14 protein-coding genes and 1 rRNA gene are annotated in these 18,564 nt (G+C 66.0%); 8 read left to right on the top strand and 7 right to left on the bottom strand.

From position 1 onward, the window contains the following. The first annotated feature begins 109 nt into the window (after positions 1 to 109). The 7 genes from QP997_RS08505 (at position 110) to QP997_RS08475 (ending at position 8,240) form a co-directional block, all read left to right on the top strand. A complete protein-coding gene (locus QP997_RS08505) occupies positions 110 to 1,777 on the top strand; it encodes a DNA repair helicase XPB (protein WP_284846867.1) in 1,668 nt (555 codons plus the stop codon). A gap of 21 nt (positions 1,778 to 1,798) precedes the next feature. Further along, complete coding sequence (locus QP997_RS08500; RefSeq protein ID WP_284846866.1) at positions 1,799 to 2,470, top strand: DUF3239 domain-containing protein; 672 nt, start codon at positions 1,799 to 1,801, stop codon at positions 2,468 to 2,470. Positions 2,471 to 2,594: 124 nt separating this feature from the next. Then, on the top strand, positions 2,595 to 3,047 hold the full coding sequence (locus QP997_RS08495) for a MarR family winged helix-turn-helix transcriptional regulator (protein WP_284758610.1): 453 nt from the start codon (positions 2,595 to 2,597) through the stop codon (positions 3,045 to 3,047). 143 nt (positions 3,048 to 3,190) lie between these two features. Beyond that, positions 3,191 to 3,955 (top strand): LamB/YcsF family protein, encoded by a 765-nt coding sequence (locus QP997_RS08490; RefSeq protein ID WP_284758611.1) that lies wholly within the window; start codon positions 3,191 to 3,193, stop codon positions 3,953 to 3,955. Next, positions 3,952 to 5,643, top strand: coding sequence for a 5-oxoprolinase subunit B/C family protein (locus QP997_RS08485; RefSeq protein ID WP_284846865.1), 1,692 nt, complete (start codon positions 3,952 to 3,954; stop codon positions 5,641 to 5,643). Before QP997_RS08490 ends, QP997_RS08485 begins: the two co-directional genes overlap by 4 nt. Then, entirely contained in the window at positions 5,640 to 7,442 is a 1,803-nt protein-coding gene (locus QP997_RS08480; protein WP_284846864.1) for an acetyl/propionyl/methylcrotonyl-CoA carboxylase subunit alpha, read from the top strand. Before QP997_RS08485 ends, QP997_RS08480 begins: the two co-directional genes overlap by 4 nt. A gap of 180 nt (positions 7,443 to 7,622) precedes the next feature. Continuing rightward, positions 7,623 to 8,240 (top strand): GntR family transcriptional regulator, encoded by a 618-nt coding sequence (locus tag QP997_RS08475; protein ID WP_284846863.1) that lies wholly within the window; start codon positions 7,623 to 7,625, stop codon positions 8,238 to 8,240. 22 nt (positions 8,241 to 8,262) lie between these two features. On the opposite strand, the gene QP997_RS08470 is transcribed toward QP997_RS08475, so the two are convergent. The 3 genes from QP997_RS08470 to QP997_RS08460 form a co-directional block, all read right to left on the bottom strand. Then, a complete protein-coding gene (locus tag QP997_RS08470) occupies positions 8,263 to 9,051 on the bottom strand; it encodes a putative hydro-lyase (RefSeq protein WP_284846862.1) in 789 nt (262 codons plus the stop codon). 16 nt (positions 9,052 to 9,067) lie between these two features. Further along, entirely contained in the window at positions 9,068 to 10,342 is a 1,275-nt protein-coding gene (locus QP997_RS08465; RefSeq protein WP_284846861.1) for an NRAMP family divalent metal transporter, read from the bottom strand. Positions 10,343 to 10,552: 210 nt separating this feature from the next. Next, positions 10,553 to 11,587, bottom strand: coding sequence for a hypothetical protein (locus tag QP997_RS08460; protein WP_284846860.1), 1,035 nt, complete (start codon positions 11,585 to 11,587; stop codon positions 10,553 to 10,555). A gap of 170 nt (positions 11,588 to 11,757) precedes the next feature. Here QP997_RS08460 and QP997_RS08455 point away from each other — a divergent pair, with 170 nt between their 5' ends. Then, on the top strand, positions 11,758 to 12,963 hold the full coding sequence (locus QP997_RS08455; protein ID WP_284846859.1) for a cobalamin-independent methionine synthase II family protein: 1,206 nt from the start codon (positions 11,758 to 11,760) through the stop codon (positions 12,961 to 12,963). Between the two features lie 75 nt (positions 12,964 to 13,038). On the opposite strand, the gene QP997_RS08450 is transcribed toward QP997_RS08455, so the two are convergent. The 4 genes from QP997_RS08450 to rrf form a co-directional block, all read right to left on the bottom strand. Further along, positions 13,039 to 14,556, bottom strand: a complete 1,518-nt coding sequence (locus tag QP997_RS08450) for a lipase family protein (RefSeq protein ID WP_284846858.1) — start codon at positions 14,554 to 14,556, stop codon at positions 13,039 to 13,041. Between the two features lie 147 nt (positions 14,557 to 14,703). After that, positions 14,704 to 17,478, bottom strand: a complete 2,775-nt coding sequence (locus tag QP997_RS08445) for an ABC transporter permease (protein WP_148792587.1) — start codon at positions 17,476 to 17,478, stop codon at positions 14,704 to 14,706. Then, positions 17,478 to 18,248, bottom strand: a complete 771-nt coding sequence (locus QP997_RS08440) for an ABC transporter ATP-binding protein (RefSeq protein WP_284846857.1) — start codon at positions 18,246 to 18,248, stop codon at positions 17,478 to 17,480. The genes QP997_RS08445 and QP997_RS08440 overlap by 1 nt, the downstream gene beginning before the upstream one ends. A 236-nt stretch (positions 18,249 to 18,484) precedes the next feature. Beyond that, a 5S ribosomal RNA gene (gene rrf, locus QP997_RS09940) occupies positions 18,485 to 18,564 on the bottom strand; the annotation flags it as partial.

Below are 18,564 nucleotides of genomic sequence, written 5' to 3'. Positions count from 1 at the left end.
TCAGCATAGTGGAGCACGAGTTCGCACCACTGCAGCGTAAAATGATGTCTTTGGCTTGAGCAACACCGTCGCGGTGGCGTCGATAAACAAAAAGGAAGTGACACACAGCGTGGGCATTGGAAACGGACCGCTCATTGTGCAGTCGGATAAGACCGTGCTGCTGGAAATCGACCACGAACAGGCGCAGGAGGCACGCAACGCGCTGGCCCCATTCGCGGAGCTGGAGCGCGCCCCAGAGCACGTGCACACCTACCGCATCACCCCACTGGCTCTGTGGAACGCCCGCGCCGCCGGCCACGACGCCGAGCAGGTCGTCCACGTACTGGAGGAGTACAGCCGCTTCCCTGTTCCCCAGCCCCTGCTGATCGACATCGCGGAGACGATGGAGCGCTATGGTCGGCTCACCCTGGTCAAGCACCCCGCGCACGGCCTGGTGCTCGAGTCCCGGGACCCAGCAGTGCTGGCGGAGATCCAACGACACCGGAAGATCAAGCCGATGCTGGGCGAGCAGATCGACGCGGACACCGTCATCGTCCACCCTTCCGAACGTGGCCGGCTCAAACAGGAACTGCTGAAGGTTGGCTGGCCGGCAGAGGACGAGGCCGGTTACGTTGACGGCGAGGCGCACCCGATCGACCTGTCCACGGAGTATGAGGACTGGGAGCTGCGCGACTACCAGCAGCTCGCCGCGGACAGCTTCTGGGAGGGTGGCTCCGGCGTCGTCGTCCTGCCCTGCGGTGCTGGTAAGACGATGGTGGGCGCGGCCGCGATGTCCAAGGCGAAGGCCACCACGCTGATCCTCGTGACGAACACCGTCGCGGGCCGCCAGTGGCGCGACGAACTGCTGCGCCGCACGAGCCTGACCCCGGACGAAATCGGCGAGTATTCCGGCGAGAAGAAGGAGATCCGCCCCGTCACCATCGCCACGTACCAGGTGGTCACGCGGAAGACGAAGGGCGAGTTCCGTGCGCTGGAACTGTTCGACTCCCGCGACTGGGGGCTGATCATTTACGACGAGGTCCACCTGCTGCCCGCGCCGGTGTTCCGCATGACCTCCGACCTGCAGTCCCGCCGCCGCCTGGGGTTGACGGCGACGCTGGTGCGCGAGGACGGTCGGGAGGGCGATGTCTTCAGCCTCATCGGCCCGAAGCGCTACGACGCGCCGTGGAAGGACATCGAGGCCCAGGGGTGGATCGCGCCGGCGGACTGTACTGAGGTGCGCGTGCAGCTCAGCGAATCCGAGCGGATGGTGTATGCGACCGCCGAGCAGGCCGATAAGTACCGGCTAGCGGCCACCACCCCGGCGAAGAACCGCGTGGTCAAGAAGCTGCTCGCGATGCACCCGGAGGAGCCTGCGCTGATCATCGGCGCCTACGTGGACCAGCTGGAGGAGATCGCCGAGGAGCTGGATGTGCCCGTCATTGACGGCAAGACCAGCACCACGAAGCGGGAGAAGCTCTACCAGCAGTTCCGGGACGGGGAGATCACAACGCTGGCGGTCTCCAAGGTCGCGAACTTCTCGATCGATCTGCCGGGGGCGAGCGTGGCGATCCAGATCTCGGGCACGTTCGGGTCCCGGCAGGAGGAGGCGCAGCGCCTGGGTCGCATCCTGCGACCGAAGCCGGACGGTGGTGGCGCCTTTTTCTATACCGTCGTCACCCGGGATACGCTCGATGCTGACTACGCAGCCCACCGCATGCGTTTCCTCGCAGAGCAGGGCTATGGCTACGGCATCATGGATGCGGCGGACCTGCCGGATCCGGTGGAAAATAATTAATAAGGAAGGCACATTTCAGCAATGACTGAGTTTCACGTCCCCGTCGAGGAGGACTACGCGCGGAAGCACAATGAGTTCTTCCGGGATGCCAAGCGCCTGCAGATTTCCGCCGCGATCCTGGGCGCGCTGATGTTCGTGATCATCGCCATCCTGGTGGCCGTCAATGGTTGGCAGGGGCGCACGATCGGTTTCACGATCTCGCTGGGTATCTTCGGCGCCCTGTGCTGGATCATCATCCCCGCACTCCCGAAGGCGATGGGCAGCCCGCAGCAGTATTACGACATGTACCAGCTGGCCCCGGCAGTCATCGCGAAGGTCAATCCGCGCGACATGGTGCTGCTCTCCCTGGTGGACGCCAGCACGAAGTCGAAGGCCAACCCGGGTCCGAACCTGATCGAGCCAGCACTGGCCGCCCGCACGGTGACCTCCATCCCCGGGGTGCCGCGCGAGGTTGGGGCTCGGGTGCCGTCGATGGCGGTGACGGGTGCACAGCGTTCCCGTCGCTCAGAGCTCTTCCAGGAGGTTCTGCCGATGCCGGTGGCCTGGGGAACCAGCGACGAGAAGGTGTGGAAGGACGCCGAGCGGGCGATCCCGTCGAATCAGTGGCGCCGCCTGGAGGGTCTGGTTGACCGCTGGGAGGAAGTCCAGAAGGATCGCCACAGCCTCGTGGTTTTGCGCGACGAACGCAAATAGGCTATAAACACCCTCAACAACGGGATGACAATTCCCAAGCGTGGCGGGCCAGCCCGCCCCGCACACCCCCTCACCACACCGCCCTAGCAGGCGACCACACCCTGAGCCCGAAAGCCCTGGTGCCATGAACTCCAACGATCGCCTCGTTGACCTCGCCGCCGAAACGCGCGAATCGATCCGCTTAAGCGTCGATATGCTCCGCCGCGTCGATCACGTCTCCGGTATCACCACCTCTCAGCTCGCCACGCTGAACGCGCTGGAAGACGGCCCGCTCACGATGTCCGAACTCGCCGAGGCTAAGGACGTCGCCCAGCCGACGATGAGCCAGCATGTCTCCCGCCTCGAGGGATTGGGCCACGTGCGCCGCGTCTCGACGCCGGAGGACGGGCGCATCGTCCGCGTCGAACTCACCCAGCACGGCAAAGAGGTCGCAGAAAAGGCCAACCGCGCCCGCGACGAGGTCGTCGCCGCAGCGCTCGAGCAGCTCTCCGATGAGCAGCATTCGGCCCTTCACGAAGGAATCAGCATCCTCCGCGGGCTTGCCGAACAGTTCCTCAAGTCCGACCAGGGCAAGTAGCTCGCAGCCGGCATGGGATCGCCGGCGACTCATCAGCAGCGCACGGGGTAGAACCCCCGAGAAGCAGCATCCAGCTTCGCCAGAAACGTGACGCAGCGTACACTCGAGGTACTGTTCAACAATTTCTGGAGGAGCTGATCCTTTTGACCTCCGCACAGTTCATCGACTTAAACGCCGATCTCGGAGAATCAAACGCCGGCAATCCGGTGAGTGACGACGCAGCCATGATCCGCGTCGTCTCCTCTGCGAATACCGCCTGCGGCTTCCACGCCGGTGACCCGCACGACATCGCCAAGACCCTCGAGGCTGCCGCCGAGCGCGGCGTGACCATCGGAGCCCACGTCGGCTACCGCGACAAGCCCGGCTTCGGCCGCCGCTTCATCGACTACGCTCCCGCCGAGCTTGCAGACGAGGTGCTGTACCAAATCGGCGCCCTCGACGCACTGGCCCGCTCGCGCGGCACGAAGGTCTCCTACGTCAAGCCCCACGGCGCGCTCTACAACACGATCGTGCACCACGAGGCCCAGGCCCAGGCCGTCGTCGACGGAGTGAAGGCCTTCGGCGACCTGCCCCTGCTGCTGCTCCCCGGCTCCATCGCGATCGAGAAGGCCGAGGCCGCCGGGCTGCGCGCCGTCCGTGAGGCCTTTGCTGACCGCAATTACAACCCGGACGGCACCCTGGTCTCCCGCCGCGAGTCCAACGCCGTCCTCCACGACCCGGACGCCGTGGCCGAGCGTGTCCTCCGCCTCGCCACCGAGGGCACTCTCACCGCAGTGGACGGCAGCGAGATCAGCATCGGGGCCGAATCCGTATGCATCCACGGGGACTCCCCCGGCGCGGTCGCCATGGCCGAGCACATCGCTGCCCGACTGGATAGCGAAGGCATTGCAGTGAGGTCCTTCCTATGACCGACGCATCCCTGGCACCGCGCACCATCCACCGGGCGGGCACCCGCGCTCTCCTGGTCGACCTACCCGACCTCGCGGAGGTCATGACCTGGCACGCCGCGCTGACGGCCCAGCCGCTGGCCGGTCAGACCTCGGCCATCGCCGCCGCCCGCACCGTGCTGCTGGAGTTCGCCACCCCGCGTGATGCCCAGCGTGCGGTGGAAACGCTGGCCGGGTTCTCCCCCGCTGCTGCTGGCCAGACCACCCCACGTGAGGTCACGATCGACGTGATCTATGACGGCGAGGACCTGGCCAGCACCGCCGAGCACCTGAGCATCAGCACCGAGGAACTCATCAACCGCCACACCAGCCAGGCGTGGATGGCCGCCTTCGGTGGCTTCGCGCCCGGCTTCACCTACTGCGTGCCTGCCGACGCCAGCACCAGCGAGGGGGCCGAGAACTTCGAGTGGAACGTGCCCCGGCGCGCCAACCCCCGCACCGCGGTGCCCGCGGGTGCGGTCGGCCTGGCCGGCGAGTTCTCCGCCGTCTACCCGCGCCAGTCCCCCGGTGGCTGGCAGCTGCTCGGCCACACCAAGACCCCCATGTGGGACCCAAGCGCCGAACACCCGGCGTTGCTGAACCCCGGCGATATCGTGCGTTACCGCGCGGTCCGCGCCGAGGCCAGCGGCGCGGCGTCCTCGAATGCGGGGTCCGGCAAGGCGGCCTCCCAGCACAACCGCACCCAGGCGGCGATCCTTGGTCGCCCGGTCGCGACCCTCACGGACGCCGGCCTGCTCAGCCTCGTGCAGGACCGCGGCCGCCCGGGCCACGGCGATATTGGTGTGACCCGCTCCGGCGCGCTCGACCGGGCGAGCGCCCGCGCAGCCAACGCCGCGGTGGGCAACAGCTCCAGCGCCGCCGTGATTGAGAACATCGGCGGACTGCGCATCACCGCGAACGTGGACACCGTCCTCGCGGTCACCGGTGCAGAGGCCACGGTGGAGGTCAGCACCCGCAGTGGTCACAAGGCGGCCAAGGCCCTCGCACAGCCGATCGGACTGCTCGCGGGCGAGGAGCTCGCCGTGCGCCCCACCGGCACCGGGGCCCGCAACTACGTGGCGATCCGCGGCGGACTCGCCACAGATACCGTCCTCGATTCCGCCGCGAGCGACGTCCTATCCGGTATGGGACCGGCACCACTTGCGGACGGCGACCTGCTCAAGGCCGGGCGAGCCACGCGCACCGCGGCGGACCCCACCATCCTCAACCCGGCGGACAGCACGAACGCCGCAACCCTGCGCTGCGTCCTCGGCCCCCGCGACGACTGGTTCGCCGAACAGACCGTGCGGGACTTCCTCAGCACGACCTGGGAGGTCTCCGGCCAGTCCAACCGCATCGGGCTGCGTATGACCGGCCCCGAGGGTGCCGAGCTGACCCGCGACCGCGAGGAGGAGCTGGCTAGCGAAGGCATGCTGCCCGGCTCCATTCAGGTCCCGCCCAATGGCCTGCCCGTGCTCTTCCTCGCCGACCACCCCGTCACCGGCGGGTACCCCGTCATCGCGACGGTCATCCCAGAGGACATGGACGCCGCCGGTCAGCTCCCGCCCGGCAGCACCGTCACCTTCCGTGCCGTCGACCCCGACACGCTGGCAGAACTGCCGATCAACCCCACCGACCAGAACACCGATACCCAGGAGGAAGAACAGTGAGCACCTTCTACAACGAACAACCGACCCCAGCCCTGCCGCTGAAGAAGGTCCTCATCGCCAACCGCGGCGAGATCGCCGTGCGCATCGCGCGCGCCGCCCGCGACCTGGGCATCGAATCGGTCGCGGTGTACTCCGACGCGGATGCAGATAACCAGCACCCCGTCTTCGCGGACGAGGCCTACCCGCTGCGTGGGGAGTCCGCCGCCGATACCTACATGAACATCCCGGCGCTGCTGGACATCGCGGCCCGCAGCGGCGCGGATTGCGTGCACCCGGGCTACGGCTTCCTCGCCGAGAACGCGGACTTCGCCCGCGCGGTGCAGGACGCCGGGCTGGTGTGGGTCGGCCCCTCCCCGGAGGCCATCGAGACCCTGGGCGATAAGGTCGCTGCCCGCCAGCTGGCCACCAAGGTCGGCGCCCCGCTGGCCCCCGGCACCGATCAGCCGATCGAGAGCTGGGAGGAGGCCCGGGACTTCGCTGCCGAGCACGGCATGCCGATCGCCATCAAGGCTGCCTTCGGTGGCGGTGGTCGCGGCCTGAAGGTCGTGCACGAGGAAGCGGATATCGAGGAGGGCTTCGCCTCCGCGGGCCGCGAGGCCAAGGCAGCCTTCGGTCGCGGCGAGTGCTACGTGGAGAAGTTCCTCACCAAGCCGCGCCACGTCGAGGCGCAGGTGCTGGCGGATACCCACGGCAACGTCCACATCGTCGGCACCCGCGACTGCTCCGTGCAGCGCCGCTTCCAGAAGCTCGTCGAGGAGGCCCCGGCGCCGTTCCTGACGGATGAGCAGAACACCTCCATCTACGAGGGTGCCCGCGAGATCTGCCGCGAGGCTGGCTACACCGGCGCCGGCACGGTGGAGTTCATCGTCGCCGAGGACGGCACCGTCTCCTTCCTCGAGGTCAACACCCGCGTCCAGGTTGAGCACCCAGTCACCGAGGTGGTCTCCGGGGTGGACATCGTCCAGGAGCAGTTCCGCATCGCCGCTGGCCTGGAGCTCTCCTTCGACGCCGACCCCGCCCCGACCGGCCACGCCTTCGAGTTCCGCATCAATGCCGAGGACGCCGCGAACGGCTTCGTCCCCTGCCCGGGTCTGGTCCGGACCTTCGAGCCGCCGACCGGCCCCGGCGTCCGCGTGGATACCGGCGTGCGCTCCGGGTCCACCATCCCAGGCAGCTACGACTCGCTGATCGCGAAGCTCATCGTGTGGGGCCCGAACCGCCAGGTGGCGCTGCGCCGCTCCGAGGAGGCGCTGCGGGACCTGAAGATCGAGGGCGTGCGCACGGTCATCCCGTTCCACAAGGACATCATCCACCACCCGGCCTTCGCCGAGGATCACCTGGATGTGTACACGGACTGGGTGGATAAGGAGTACGTCCCGGGCTTCGGGGATGGCAACACCGACGTGGAGGCCGCCTACACGGAGCGCACGGAGGTCAACATCGAGATCGACGGCAAGCTGCACCGAGTGGGCCTGCCGATGAGCGTGCTCTCCGGGCTGGGCGCGGCCCCAGCGCAGGGGGCGGCCGGATCTGAGAGCGCGGCAGCGCAGAGCTCCGCCGGTTCCGCTGCATCCGAACCGACGGGCGCGGATACCATTACCTCCCCTTATGCCGGTGTGCTCATCAGCTGGAAGGTCGAGGACGGCGCGGAGGTCGCGGAGGGCGACACCGTGGCGATCATCGAGGCAATGAAGATGGAGTCCCCGGTCAAGGCGCCGGCTGCGGGCATGCTGCGCCGCTCCGATATCGCCGAGGGAGGCTCTGTGGCCCAGGGTGAGGTCCTGGCCCGCATCAGCTAGCGGATCAAAAGAGGCTGGCAGCGGCGCGTCATTGGAGCCAACCTCTCCCCGCGCGGAGGCCCAACGGGTGTTGATACGCCCGTTGGGCCTCTTTCTCTGCGCTGGGGCTCTGCACTGGGCTGCCCCTTAAGCACATCCTGGCTTCGTTCCTGGCAGTGGCGTTGCCTAGGATAATTCATCATGAGGTCCCAAACGGTCGCCAATCAACTCCGCCAGGAAATCTCCCGCGGGCGCTATCAGCCGGGGGAAAAGCTCAACGAGGTTCAGCTCGCCGAGCGCCTGGACGTGTCTCGAAATACCCTGCGCGAAGGCTTCGCTGAGCTCGCGAGCCAGGGCCTGGTGACCCGAATCCACCACCGTGGCGTGTTCATCGCCAAGCCCACGGTGGCGGATGTGGCGGATTTTTATACCGCCCGCGCGTTCATCGAGCCGAACGCGCTGCGCACCGCAGATGTGGACGTTCCCCGCCTCTCGACGATCGTCGCCGCGGCGGAACAGGCCCTCGAGGATGGTGACCTGGCGAAGGTCGCGGACGCGAACCAGCGCTTCCACCGGGTCATCGTCGCCGGGGTGGGCTCCTCGATGGTCGAGGACATGATGGACCGAATTCTGGCGCTGATGCGCCTGGCCTTCCTCCAAGTTCTGGAGGCGGAGCCCGAATTTCACGCCCCGTTCGTGGCGAAGAATCGCGAAATCATGGACGCCCTCGAGCGGATGGACTTCGACGCGGCCGCAGACATCCTGGAGGACTCGCTGGTCTCCACCCCCACCGCGGTACAGAAGTACCTCGCCAACTAGCCCCCTACCAGCGACGCGCGGTTTAGGGCACCTGGTACTGCAGGTCGCGGGCGTCGGTGACCAACATGTGTCCCGGCGCGTGGGCGATCGCCAGGCTGGGCTTGGTTTCCATCACTGCGGCCTGCGGGGTCACGCCACAGGCCCAGAACACCGGGATATGCCCGTCCGGAATGTCGACGGCGTCGCCGTAGTCGGGGGACGCGAGATCGCTAATGCCAATCGTGGCGGGGTCCCCCACGTGCACTGGCGCACCGTGGACTGCCGGGTAGCGGGAGGTCACGCGGACGGCGTCCGCAACTTGGGATGCCGGAATCGGCCGCATCGAGACGACCAGCGGACCGTGGAACCTCCCCGCGGGGGTGGTCGGAATGGACGTCTTATACATCGGGACATTGCGCCCCTGCTCGATGTGGGCGACCGGGATGCCGTTGTCCAACAGGGCACCTTCGAAGGTGAAGGAGCAGCCGATGAGGAAGCTGACGAGATCGTCGCGCCAGAACTGGGTGACGTCCGGATACTCGCCTGTCAGCTCGCCGTCGCGGTAGACGCGGTACTTCGGGATGTCGGTGCGGATGTCCCCGCCGGGCAGCAGCTCAGAGTTCAGCTGCCCTGGCTCGAGCACCCCGAGGATGGGGCAGGGCTTGGGGTTGCGCTGGGCAAAAAGCAGGAAGTCGAAGGCGTATTCCTTCGGCAGGACCATGAGGTTGGCCTGCGCGTAACCATCCGAGTAACCGGCGGATGGGACGGCCAGGCCATTGCGGAAGGCGGCACGGGCGGCCGCCGGCGACATCTCGTGCGTGCTGGTGCTCATCTCAACCCCACCTCGCTTAGGCCCACATGGCGGCGATTCCGGACAGGGAGCGCCAGCCGAGCCAGAGGGTCAGTAGCCAGGTGATCGCGCCGATGGACCACAGCCACACCGGGTACTTGTAGCCCTTCAGCAGGTCGCGGCGGCGCCAGGCCACCCACAGCACCACGCCGAAGCCGATCGGCAGGATCAGGCCGTTGAATGCGCCGGCGAAGATCAGCAGCTTCTGCGGCGCCTGGTTGAGCACGACGTAGGCGACGGCACAGACCAGGATGAATGCGAGGGTCAGCAGGTTGCGGGTGCGCGGTGCGATCTTCTGCGTGGTCACGAAGCTCACGGAGGTGAAGGACGCGCCGATGACGGAGGTCAGGCCGGCGGCCCACAGGACGATGCCGAAGAAGCGGACGCCGATCTCGCCGGCGGCGGCGCGGAAGGCATCGGCGGCGATGTTGTCGCCGGACAGGGCCACACCGGAAGCGACGACGCCGAAGATGGCGAGGAAGAGCAGGGTGCGCATCACGCCGGTGACGAGGATGCCGGTGACGGAGACGCGGGTGATGTCCTTGGCGTGCTCCGGGCCGGTCAGGCCGGAGTCGATGAGGCGGTGGGCGCCGGAGAAGGTGATGTAGCCGCCAACCGTTCCGCCGATGAGGGTGGTGATGATGACGAAGTCGATCTGATCCGGAACCACGGTCTGCTTCAGCGCCTCACCGACGGGTGGGGCGGATACGATGGCCACGTAGATCATCAGCAGGATCATCAGGGCACCGAGGATCACGACGATGCGGTCCAGAGCTGCACCAGCCCACTTAGAGAGGAAGACCAGGGCGGCGACCAGCGCCGAGATCGCACCACCGATGATGGGGTCTATGCCGAGCATTGCGTTCGTGCCGAGGCCCGCGCCACCGATGTTGCCGATGTTGAAGATCAGGCCGCCCACGAAGACGAACGCGCCCATGACCCAGCCGAGGCCTGGGACGACCGCGTTGCCGAGCTCATTGGCTCGCATCCCGGAGACACCGAGGACGCGCCAGACGTTCAGCTGGATGGCGATGTCCACGAGGATCGACACCAGGATCGCGAAGGCGAAGGCGGCGCCCAGCTGGACGGTGAACACGCTGGTCTGCGTGATGAAGCCTGGGCCGATGGCGCTGGTGGCCATCAGGAACATGGCGCCCATCGTGGTTGCGCGGGTGGCCCGACGCTTTGCCTTAGCGGCCTTGGCGTCAGTGCTATCCACTGGGGTAGAGGCTGCTCCTGGCTGTGTTTCAGCCTGGTTGGGATTCGTGGTCATAGTCGCACCTTTCCATCAGTGATTTAGGTCACTTTATAGGATTGTTCAACGAAGACCAAGGGCGGGGGTAATGTCACTCTCCCCACGTCGGGTTACTGATGGCACCCGATAGACGACCGGGCACCTAACAAGCAGCCTGCACAAACCCCCGGGCAGGAAACAGCGCCGCGCCGCTACCGCGCCCCTACCGCAACGTGCAGCGCTCGACGCTTAGCAGCGGGCTAGCCACTGCCCTGCCGCGCTCACCCGCTCGCGCCACACGGTCGGCGGAGCGATGATGTGCTCACTCAGGAACTCCTGGGTGTCGACCTCGGAGAACACCGACTCCGCGAAGCTGGCCGCGCGCTCCGCCGGGGTGGCGCGCGAGTCCTCGCTGGCAATAGAAAGCAGTGCCGGAATACCCAGCTTCTCCCCCTCCAGTTCCTCCAGCGAGCCCGCGATACGTGGGCTCAGCGCTGCCACCCACGCCGCCTCGCGCAGGGCCTGGGCTGCAGCGACCAATCCGGAGCCGAATGCCACGATTCCGGCCCGAGCCTCATCGCAGCCCAGGGCCTCGGCGCTGCCGCGCACGGCGTCGAAGGCCTGTCCCACGGCCGCGACCGTCGCCTCCCAGCCCCGCGCGCCATCGCCGCCAGCCAGGGGCAGCGGATAGGTCAGATCCACGATGGTGACGCCGGACTGCTGGGCCAGCGCTGCGAACAACGGCTGCCAGAGCTGCTCGTGCGCCTGCTGATCACCGAACCAGCCCGGCCCACCGTGCAGAGAGATCGCGAGCGCACCGGTGGGCTCGTCCGGGCGCAGCACCGTCGCGCCCACGCCCTGCGGAAACTCGGCGACGCCAGGTTGCCCCACCGGCCACGCCGCGGAGCTAATACCTTCCCGGCAGAACGCCACGTGCGGCATCGCGTGATCCAGACCTGCGCCCAACACCAGCTGGCTGCTGTGAGTCAGCAAGTCCGGGACCTTCGACCACATGCGCTCCGTGGCCGCTGTAAGTTCCTGCGGAACCGGCTGGCCCTGCTGCGTATACTCCGCCCCCTCGTCGGTTGTCAGGGAGCGGAAAATCTCCGGGTAATTGTCCTCAAAGAAATTATTGAGCTGCACCAGCTGCTCGGCTGGGGTCAGCGGCGCCACGCCTTCCTGCACATCGCGGTGCGCCCCCGGCAGGCTCGCGATATCGGAGTTCGGGGTGGCCCCCAGGGTCTTGGCGTTCTGATCAGTGCTTTTCTTCTCACCATCGGTCATGCCTTCGATCTTAGTTCCCCTCCCAGACACGGCTCTGGTCGCGGCAGCAGCTTGCCCCGGCGGTCTACCAGCCCCACTCATTCAGGCCGCCTCCCGGCACAGATAGACTGGGCAACACCCACAGCCAGTGGCAACGCTGGCCCCACGACCAAGGAAAGCGAAAACAGACGATGAGCGTCAACATCAAAACCACGCACGTCGGCAGCCTGCCGCGTACGAAGGAACTACTCGAGGTCAACAACAAGTTCGCCGCCGGCGAGATCGAGCGCGAAGACTTCCTGGGCATCCTCCAGGAATCCATCGACAAGGTCGTCGCCAAGCAGCACGAGATGGGCATCAGCATCATCAATGAGGGCGAATACGGCCACGTCACCAGCGGTGCCGTCGACTACGGCGCCTGGTGGAACTACAGCTTCTCCCGCCTGGGTGGGCTGACGATGACCGACGAGGACCGCTGGGCCAACCAGGAGGCCATCCGCTCCGAGCCGGGCAACATCCGCCTGACCAGCTTCGCCGACCGCCGTGACCGCACCCTCTTCCGCGAGGCATACGAGGACCCGGCCTCCGGCATCCTCGCCAACCGCGCCTCCGTCGGTAACCCGAAGATCACCGGCCCGATCACCTACATCGGCAAGGACCAGATCGACACCGACGTCCAGCTGCTGACTAACGCCATGAAGAAGACCGGTGCCACCGAGGGCTTCGTCGCCGCCCTGTCCCCGGGGTCCGCGGCCCGACTGAAGAACGAGTACTACGAGACGGATGAGGACGTCGTCTGGGCCTGTGCCGACGCGATGGCGGAAGAGTACCGCGCCATCACCGATGCTGGGCTGACGGTATCCATCGACGACCCGTCGCTGGCGGAGTCCTGGGACCAGATCAACCCGGAGCCGTCCATCGAGGACTACCGGGCGTACATCCGCACCCGCGTGGACGCCATCAACCACGCCGTGAAGGATCTGCCGCGCGAGCAGACCCGCCTGCACATCTGCTGGGGTTCCTGGCACGGCCCGCACGTCACCGACGTGCCGTTCGGCGATATCGTCGAGGAGATCCTGCGCGCCGAGGTCGGCGGCTACTCCTTCGAGGGCGCTTCACCACGCCACGCCCACGAGTGGCGTGTCTGGCAGGACCACAAGCTGCCGGAGGGCACCGTGATCTACCCGGGTGTAGTCTCCCACTCCACGAATGTGGTGGAGCACCCGCGCCTGGTCGCGGATCGCATCATTCAGTTCGCTGAGCTCGTCGGCCCGGAGAACGTCATCGCGTCGACGGACTGTGGCCTGGGCGGTCGCCTCCACGAGCAGATCGCATGGGCGAAGCTGCAGTCCCTCGTCGAGGGTGCGGAGATCGCCAGCCGCGAGCTCAACGGCTAAAAGCCCGCAGCGTACGCTGCGGGCTTCGCCGGAGCCGCCGGCCTGCGACCCGCTGGCACTAGCTTCGGCTAGTACTTAGTCCCGGGCGGAGCTGCCCAGGAAGGGCTGGCTGGACCCCAGGAGTCCATACCCCTCGGAGGAGGACTGGCTCGAGCCCTGCAGGGAAGACTCGGTGGTGTAGTTCCCACCCTCGCCCTTGACCGGCAGGTCGTTGAAGCGGGCGATGATGAAGTCCAGACCATACGGAGCTCCAGTTGCAGCCTGGGCGAGGTGGTTGTACTCGCCGATCGGCGGCATGAAGTCATCCTTGTAGACGACGCTGGCGCCCTTATCGCGCCAGGTCTTCGCCAGGACCTTCGCCTGGTTGTACTCGACGTTGCGGTCGTAGCGACCGGAGACGATCATCACCGGAGCCTCTGGCTTGCCGTTACCGATCTTCTGATCCTCCAGCGCCTTCTGCGCCGCTGGCATGTCCTTGAGCAGCTCGGTCAGGGAGCGGCCATCCTTGGTCCAGTTGCGGGTCTCCTGGTGGCCGAAGTTGTCCATGATCTCGTCGGTGCACATCTCGGCGGTCGCGGCCAGGGCCTTCTCACCTTCCTCGTTGAGGTGCTCCTCCAGCAGCGGACGCAGCTCCGGGTAGCGGGCCAGCATGCCGTTGATGGTGAAGCCGATTGCGCCCATCAGGTCGGAGCCGTCGATATTCTGCTGCACGGCGTTCAGGTCTGCCGGTGGCGCGGAGGCGTAGGCACCCGCGACGTCGAGGTCCTTGCCGTAGTTCGGGGCCTCCTCGACGGCCGCGGTGGACGCGCCGCCACCCTGGGAGTGGCCGTAGAAGGCGACCTTCCCGAACTTCCCGCCATTCTTCTCGACGATGTTGCGCGCCGCGCGGCCCGCGTCGATCATCGCGTGGGCCTGGTCGAGGCGGTTCATGTAGGTGTGAACCTCGTCGGTGCCCATGCCGATGTAGTCGGTGACGATGACGCGCACGCCGTACTTGGCGAACGCGACGTCGTAGATACCCTCGAGGTTGACACCACGCCCGCTCTGGACCGGGTCCTGGAGGTTGTGCAGCGGCCAGTTGCGGGTCGGGGCGCACTTATCGCCTTGGCCGACGGTGCCGCGGCCGATAATGACGGTCGGGCGCTCGCCCTTACCCTTCCACTCGGCGCGCGGCTCCATGATGTAGCCAGTCACCGGGGTGAGCTCGCCGTGTGCGTTGGTGGTGGTGTACATGATGCGGTCGACGGTCTTCGGGACGTAGCCCTTCATGCCCCGCGGTGCGGGGTTATAAGGCACAGTCTCGGTCTTGAGGATCTCACCCGGAGTGGTCGTGGTGACGCCATCAGTGTCGTAGAAGGCGTCATGATCGCCCTGCTCCGGCGCCTTCCCCGTGCCGGAGGAACCGAGGGCCCCGCCCTCGCTGGAACCAACGGAGGACAGCGTTGCGCCGAAATCCTGGTCCTTCGAGGAGGATTCGTCAGCGTGCGCGACGAACCCGGCCCCTGCGATCAGAGTGGTGGAAAGAATACTGGTGGCAATGAAAGATGCGGAACGAGCTCGCCACGGCCGTCCCCCTCGTGTGATCTTCGTCATAGGGGGGATTAAACATCACACGTTGGTAATTTGTTGGCAAAACGAAGTAATTGCTTTAAGAAAACTATATTTGCGCTGGTAGTGCCCCGTCCCAAACATGACCGTGGGCTGCCAGCCACCCCCCCCCACAGTGGCGGCCGGCTTTCCCTAATCCGCGATGGCCTCCAGCGGAGGGGTACGACCCGCCTTGATCGCGGGCCAGGCGGCGGCAACCACGCCCACGAGCGCGGATCCAAGGAGCATAAGCACCAGTTGCAGCCACGGGACGGCGAGTTCTTCCAGCCCCTCCCCCGCGAGGACCGTGACGAAAGCCCAGCCCAGGCCGAGCCCGATGAGGACACCAACGATCGCCCCATACACCGCGATCTGCACGGCCTCCAGGGTGATCATGCGGCGGATCTGGCCGCGCATCGTGCCGATCGCGCGAAGCATACCGATCTCCTGGCGCCTCTCGATCACGTTCAATGCCAGCGTGTTCACGATCCCGAGGATGGCCACGATGATGGCTAGCGCCAGCAGCGCGTAGAGGATGTTGAGCATCTGGTCGACCATGACGGCAGCCTCACCCGAAGCCTCCGCTGGGGTGAGGACCTGTACCACGATGTAGTCCTTGGTTGCCTCCCGAAGCGCTTCTTGAAGCTCGCCCGGAGCGCTGTGGTCACCACCGCCCTCCCCCGGCACCGCTGTGACCATAAGGGCCATGATTTGGCCGGGCCACTGCCCCTGAGCGGAGGGCTGCACGCTCTCCACTCCGGCCCGGCTCAACACGTAGGGGCCGAGCGCCTGATTGGGCTCGTAGGTGCCGAGCAGAGGGAGTTTCTTTCCAGCCGAAACCTTGCCGAGGTGGGCTGGGTAGCTTTCGCCGACCTTCCAGCCGTGGGAGGCGGCGGTCTTGGTATCCGCGATGAAGCCCTCTTCCGCGAGATCTGTTGTGCCCTCGACGGTCTCGACCACGATGCCGTCGTTGGGGTTACCCCCGTAGTAGTTCGCGAAGGGCTGCCCGGCGAAAGCGCCGATGCCCTCGATGTTCACGAGGGAGCTGCCCATCACTCCGACGGTACCCACCCCCGGGGTCTCCTGCACCGCACCGACGGCACCGTTGGGGACGGGGAAGCCGCTATTCGACGGACCCGTCGCCACGAAGTCGGCCTTCACTGCGGTTTCGGTCACCTCGGCCACGGAGGCCTTCATCGACGCTCCCAGCATCCCGACGGCTCCGACGAGCGCCAGTCCCAGGGTGAGGGCGAAGGCGGTGGTGGCGGTGCGCCGTGGGTTCCGGGCGGAGTTCTTCCGCGCGAGTGCGCCGACGGTGCCGAAAGGCAGCCCAACAACCCGGCCGATCGCTGGCACAGCGCGACGCGCGACCGCCGGTGAAGCCAGGAACGTCCCCAGGATGACAAGGACCGCAGCGACCCCGACCAGAATGGCCCGCGTCTTCGTGCTCCAGCCGTCGCCGAGCGCCCCGGCGAGGGCAATAGCGACACCGACCGCGAAGGCGAGCCCTCCGGCAATGGTGCGCCCCACCAGGGAGCTGGAGCTGCTGGCGTCACCGGAACGCATGGCCTCGACGGGGCGAGTGGCCCCTGCACTGCGGGCGGGTGCCCACGCACTGAGGATGGTGACGAGCACTCCGACGATCATGGGGAGCGCGACCGCCAAAGGTGTCAGGACGATCCCGCCCGCAGGGAGCCCCGCACCAGTGCTTTCGAGAACCGCATAGATGGCCTTCACTAGCCCCATTCCGGCAAGCACACCGAGAGCCGAGCCGAGGACGCCCACCACCGCGGCCTCGAAAACCACGGAAGCCGTGAGTTGGCCGCGGGAGACACCCAGGGCGCGGAGCAGAGCGAATTCCCGCATCCGCTGCGCCACGATCATCGAGAAGGTGTTGGCGATGATGAAGGTCCCTACCAGCAGGCCCACGAGCCCGAAGGCGATCAAAAAGTAGCTGACGAAACTCAGCGCCTTCGAAATCTCAGCGGAAAGCTCCTCGGAGACCTCCTCCCCCGTCTGAACGCTATAGGGGAATTCGGCAGCCAGGCGGTCAACAAGCTCGTCTGCGGTGGTGCCGGGGGCCGAGCCGACATAAAGAGTGCGCGGTTCCCCCGACTGTAGGAATTTCTCCTTGAAGGTCTCAGCGGCAACCGATAGACCGATGAAGCCGCCGGTTTCGATATCGGAATCGTAAATGCCGGTGACTGTCACCTCGTCCTGGTTCCGCGAAGTGACGACCTTCAGCCGGTCCCCGACCTTGACGCCATGAGTTTCTGCCGCGCTGGCGTTGATGGCCACTTCGCCGGCGGCTGTGGGCGCGGCACCGTCGATAATGTGCGTCTCGCCCTTCACCGATTCTTCGCCATTGTAGAAGGGCTGCAGCATCGTTGGCGCGGGGGCCGACTTCAAAGTCTCGCCGCTTGCCGTGGCGGCAACAGCTTGAACCTGGTCAGCGATGTTCACCTGGCTGACACCGGGCATCTGTTGGATACGACGCAGATCGTCATCACTGATGCGTCGGTTGGAGGGCGCTTGGGGTTGACCCGCTGCACGGTCAGCCGGTGCCCGCGTAGCATCCTCCCCAGCGCGCGTCGCTTGACCCCCGGCAACGGTTTCAGCGGTGTCACCAGAGTTGCGTGATTGCGAACCTGTGGACTGTCCGTCCGCACCGCCGCTGGAGCCTTCATGTGGCGAGGGCGAGGCACTGACCACTGCGTCGACGTTCTTCATCTCCCCGTCGACGAGCGAATCAAAGGTTCGGGAAAGCCCCGCTGTGAACATCAGGGAGCCGGCGATAAACGCGGTTCCAAGAATGACAGCGAGGACTGTCAGCAGCAGCCGGACCTTGTGTGCTGCAATGGAGCGAAAGCTCAAGCGCCCCACCGCAGCTGCCCCGCTGATGCAGGACCCATTGGCGCTCTGTGGCATCAGTAGTCCTCGATTCGGCTCATCGTCGAGAGGATGTCTTCGGCAGTTGGGCTTTCCAATTCGTGGACAACCTTGCCGTCCGCGAGGAAAAGCACCCGGTCGGCGTAACTGGCTGCCTTTGGGTCGTGAGTCACAATGACGACGGTCTGATCGTCTTGGTCCACCGCCGTGCGGAGAATGTCGAGGACCTCTTGGGAGCTGTTGGAGTCTAGGTTGCCGGTTGGTTCGTCGCCGAAGATAATCTCAGGGCGGGCAACGAGTGCGCGGGCGCAGGCAACGCGTTGCTGCTGGCCGCCGGAAAGTTCGCTGGGCCGGTGGCTAAGTCGTTCTGCTAGGCCGAGGCGAGTGGTGACTTCCTGGAACCAGGATGAGTCAACCTTCTTGCCGGCAACATCCAGGGGCAGGGTGATGTTTTCCGCGGCCGTCAGGGTCGGGACGAGGTTGAAAGCTTGGAAGATGAACCCGAGGCGGTCGCGGCGCAGGGTTGTAATCTGCTTCTCGTTCAGCTCAGACAGCTCGGTGTCGCCGATATAGGTCTGGCCGCTGGTCGGGCTATCTAGGGCCGCCATGCAGTGCATGAGCGTTGATTTGCCGGATCCCGAAGGCCCCATGATCGCGGTGAAGCGGTTCTTTTCAAAGCCGATTTCTACATGGTCCAAGGCGGTTACCTTGGCCTCGCCGTGCCCATATGTTTTGACCAGGTCGATGGCGCGGGCGGCGTAGCCGCTCGCAACCTCGGGAAGAGAGTGCTCTTTCCCCTGCGTATTCATACTTCTGCCTCCGTAGCCCGGTTAGCTGACTCAAGTTGGTAGTGACCAGTATGGTTGACCGAGCTCGGAAGCAGCAAAAACTGAATCATGCTGCGGACAATCCAGCCTCTTCGCACGGAGGGTTCAACGGGCCCGGCTGGATATTGAGTTCCACTAAGAACACAAAAAAGAAGCAGCGAGTTGAATCAGTCCATAAGGACCAGATCCAACTCGCTGCTTCTTATTATCAAGTTTAATGTCGGCGGCGTCTTACTCTCCCACACCCTCCCAGGTGCAGTACCATCAGCGCAGGTAGGCTTAGCTTCCGGGTTCGGAA

Origin of the sequence: Corynebacterium sp. MSK039 (genome assembly GCF_030232315.1) — a bacterium.
GTDB lineage: Bacteria > Actinomycetota > Actinomycetes > Mycobacteriales > Mycobacteriaceae > Corynebacterium.
This window is presented reverse-complemented; position numbering and strand designations above follow the sequence as displayed.

What these genes read in the sequence shown, in the direction of transcription:
- QP997_RS08500 (WP_284846866.1), top strand. Translation starts at nt 1,799, where the DNA reads ATGACTGAGTTTCACGTCCCCGTCGAGGAGGACTACGCGCGGAAGCAC.
- QP997_RS08495 (WP_284758610.1), top strand. Translation starts at nt 2,595, where the DNA reads ATGAACTCCAACGATCGCCTCGTTGACCTCGCCGCCGAAACGCGCGAA.
- QP997_RS08485 (WP_284846865.1), top strand. Translation starts at nt 3,952, where the DNA reads ATGACCGACGCATCCCTGGCACCGCGCACCATCCACCGGGCGGGCACC.
- QP997_RS08475 (WP_284846863.1), top strand. Translation starts at nt 7,623, where the DNA reads ATGAGGTCCCAAACGGTCGCCAATCAACTCCGCCAGGAAATCTCCCGC.
- QP997_RS08470 (WP_284846862.1), bottom strand. Translation starts at nt 9,051, where the DNA reads ATGAGCACCAGCACGCACGAGATGTCGCCGGCGGCCGCCCGTGCCGCC.
- QP997_RS08465 (WP_284846861.1), bottom strand. Translation starts at nt 10,342, where the DNA reads ATGACCACGAATCCCAACCAGGCTGAAACACAGCCAGGAGCAGCCTCT.
- QP997_RS08460 (WP_284846860.1), bottom strand. Translation starts at nt 11,587, where the DNA reads ATGACCGATGGTGAGAAGAAAAGCACTGATCAGAACGCCAAGACCCTG.
- QP997_RS08455 (WP_284846859.1), top strand. Translation starts at nt 11,758, where the DNA reads ATGAGCGTCAACATCAAAACCACGCACGTCGGCAGCCTGCCGCGTACG.
- QP997_RS08450 (WP_284846858.1), bottom strand. Translation starts at nt 14,556, where the DNA reads ATGACGAAGATCACACGAGGGGGACGGCCGTGGCGAGCTCGTTCCGCA.
- QP997_RS08445 (WP_148792587.1), bottom strand. Translation starts at nt 17,478, where the DNA reads ATGCCACAGAGCGCCAATGGGTCCTGCATCAGCGGGGCAGCTGCGGTG.
- QP997_RS08440 (WP_284846857.1), bottom strand. Translation starts at nt 18,248, where the DNA reads ATGAATACGCAGGGGAAAGAGCACTCTCTTCCCGAGGTTGCGAGCGGC.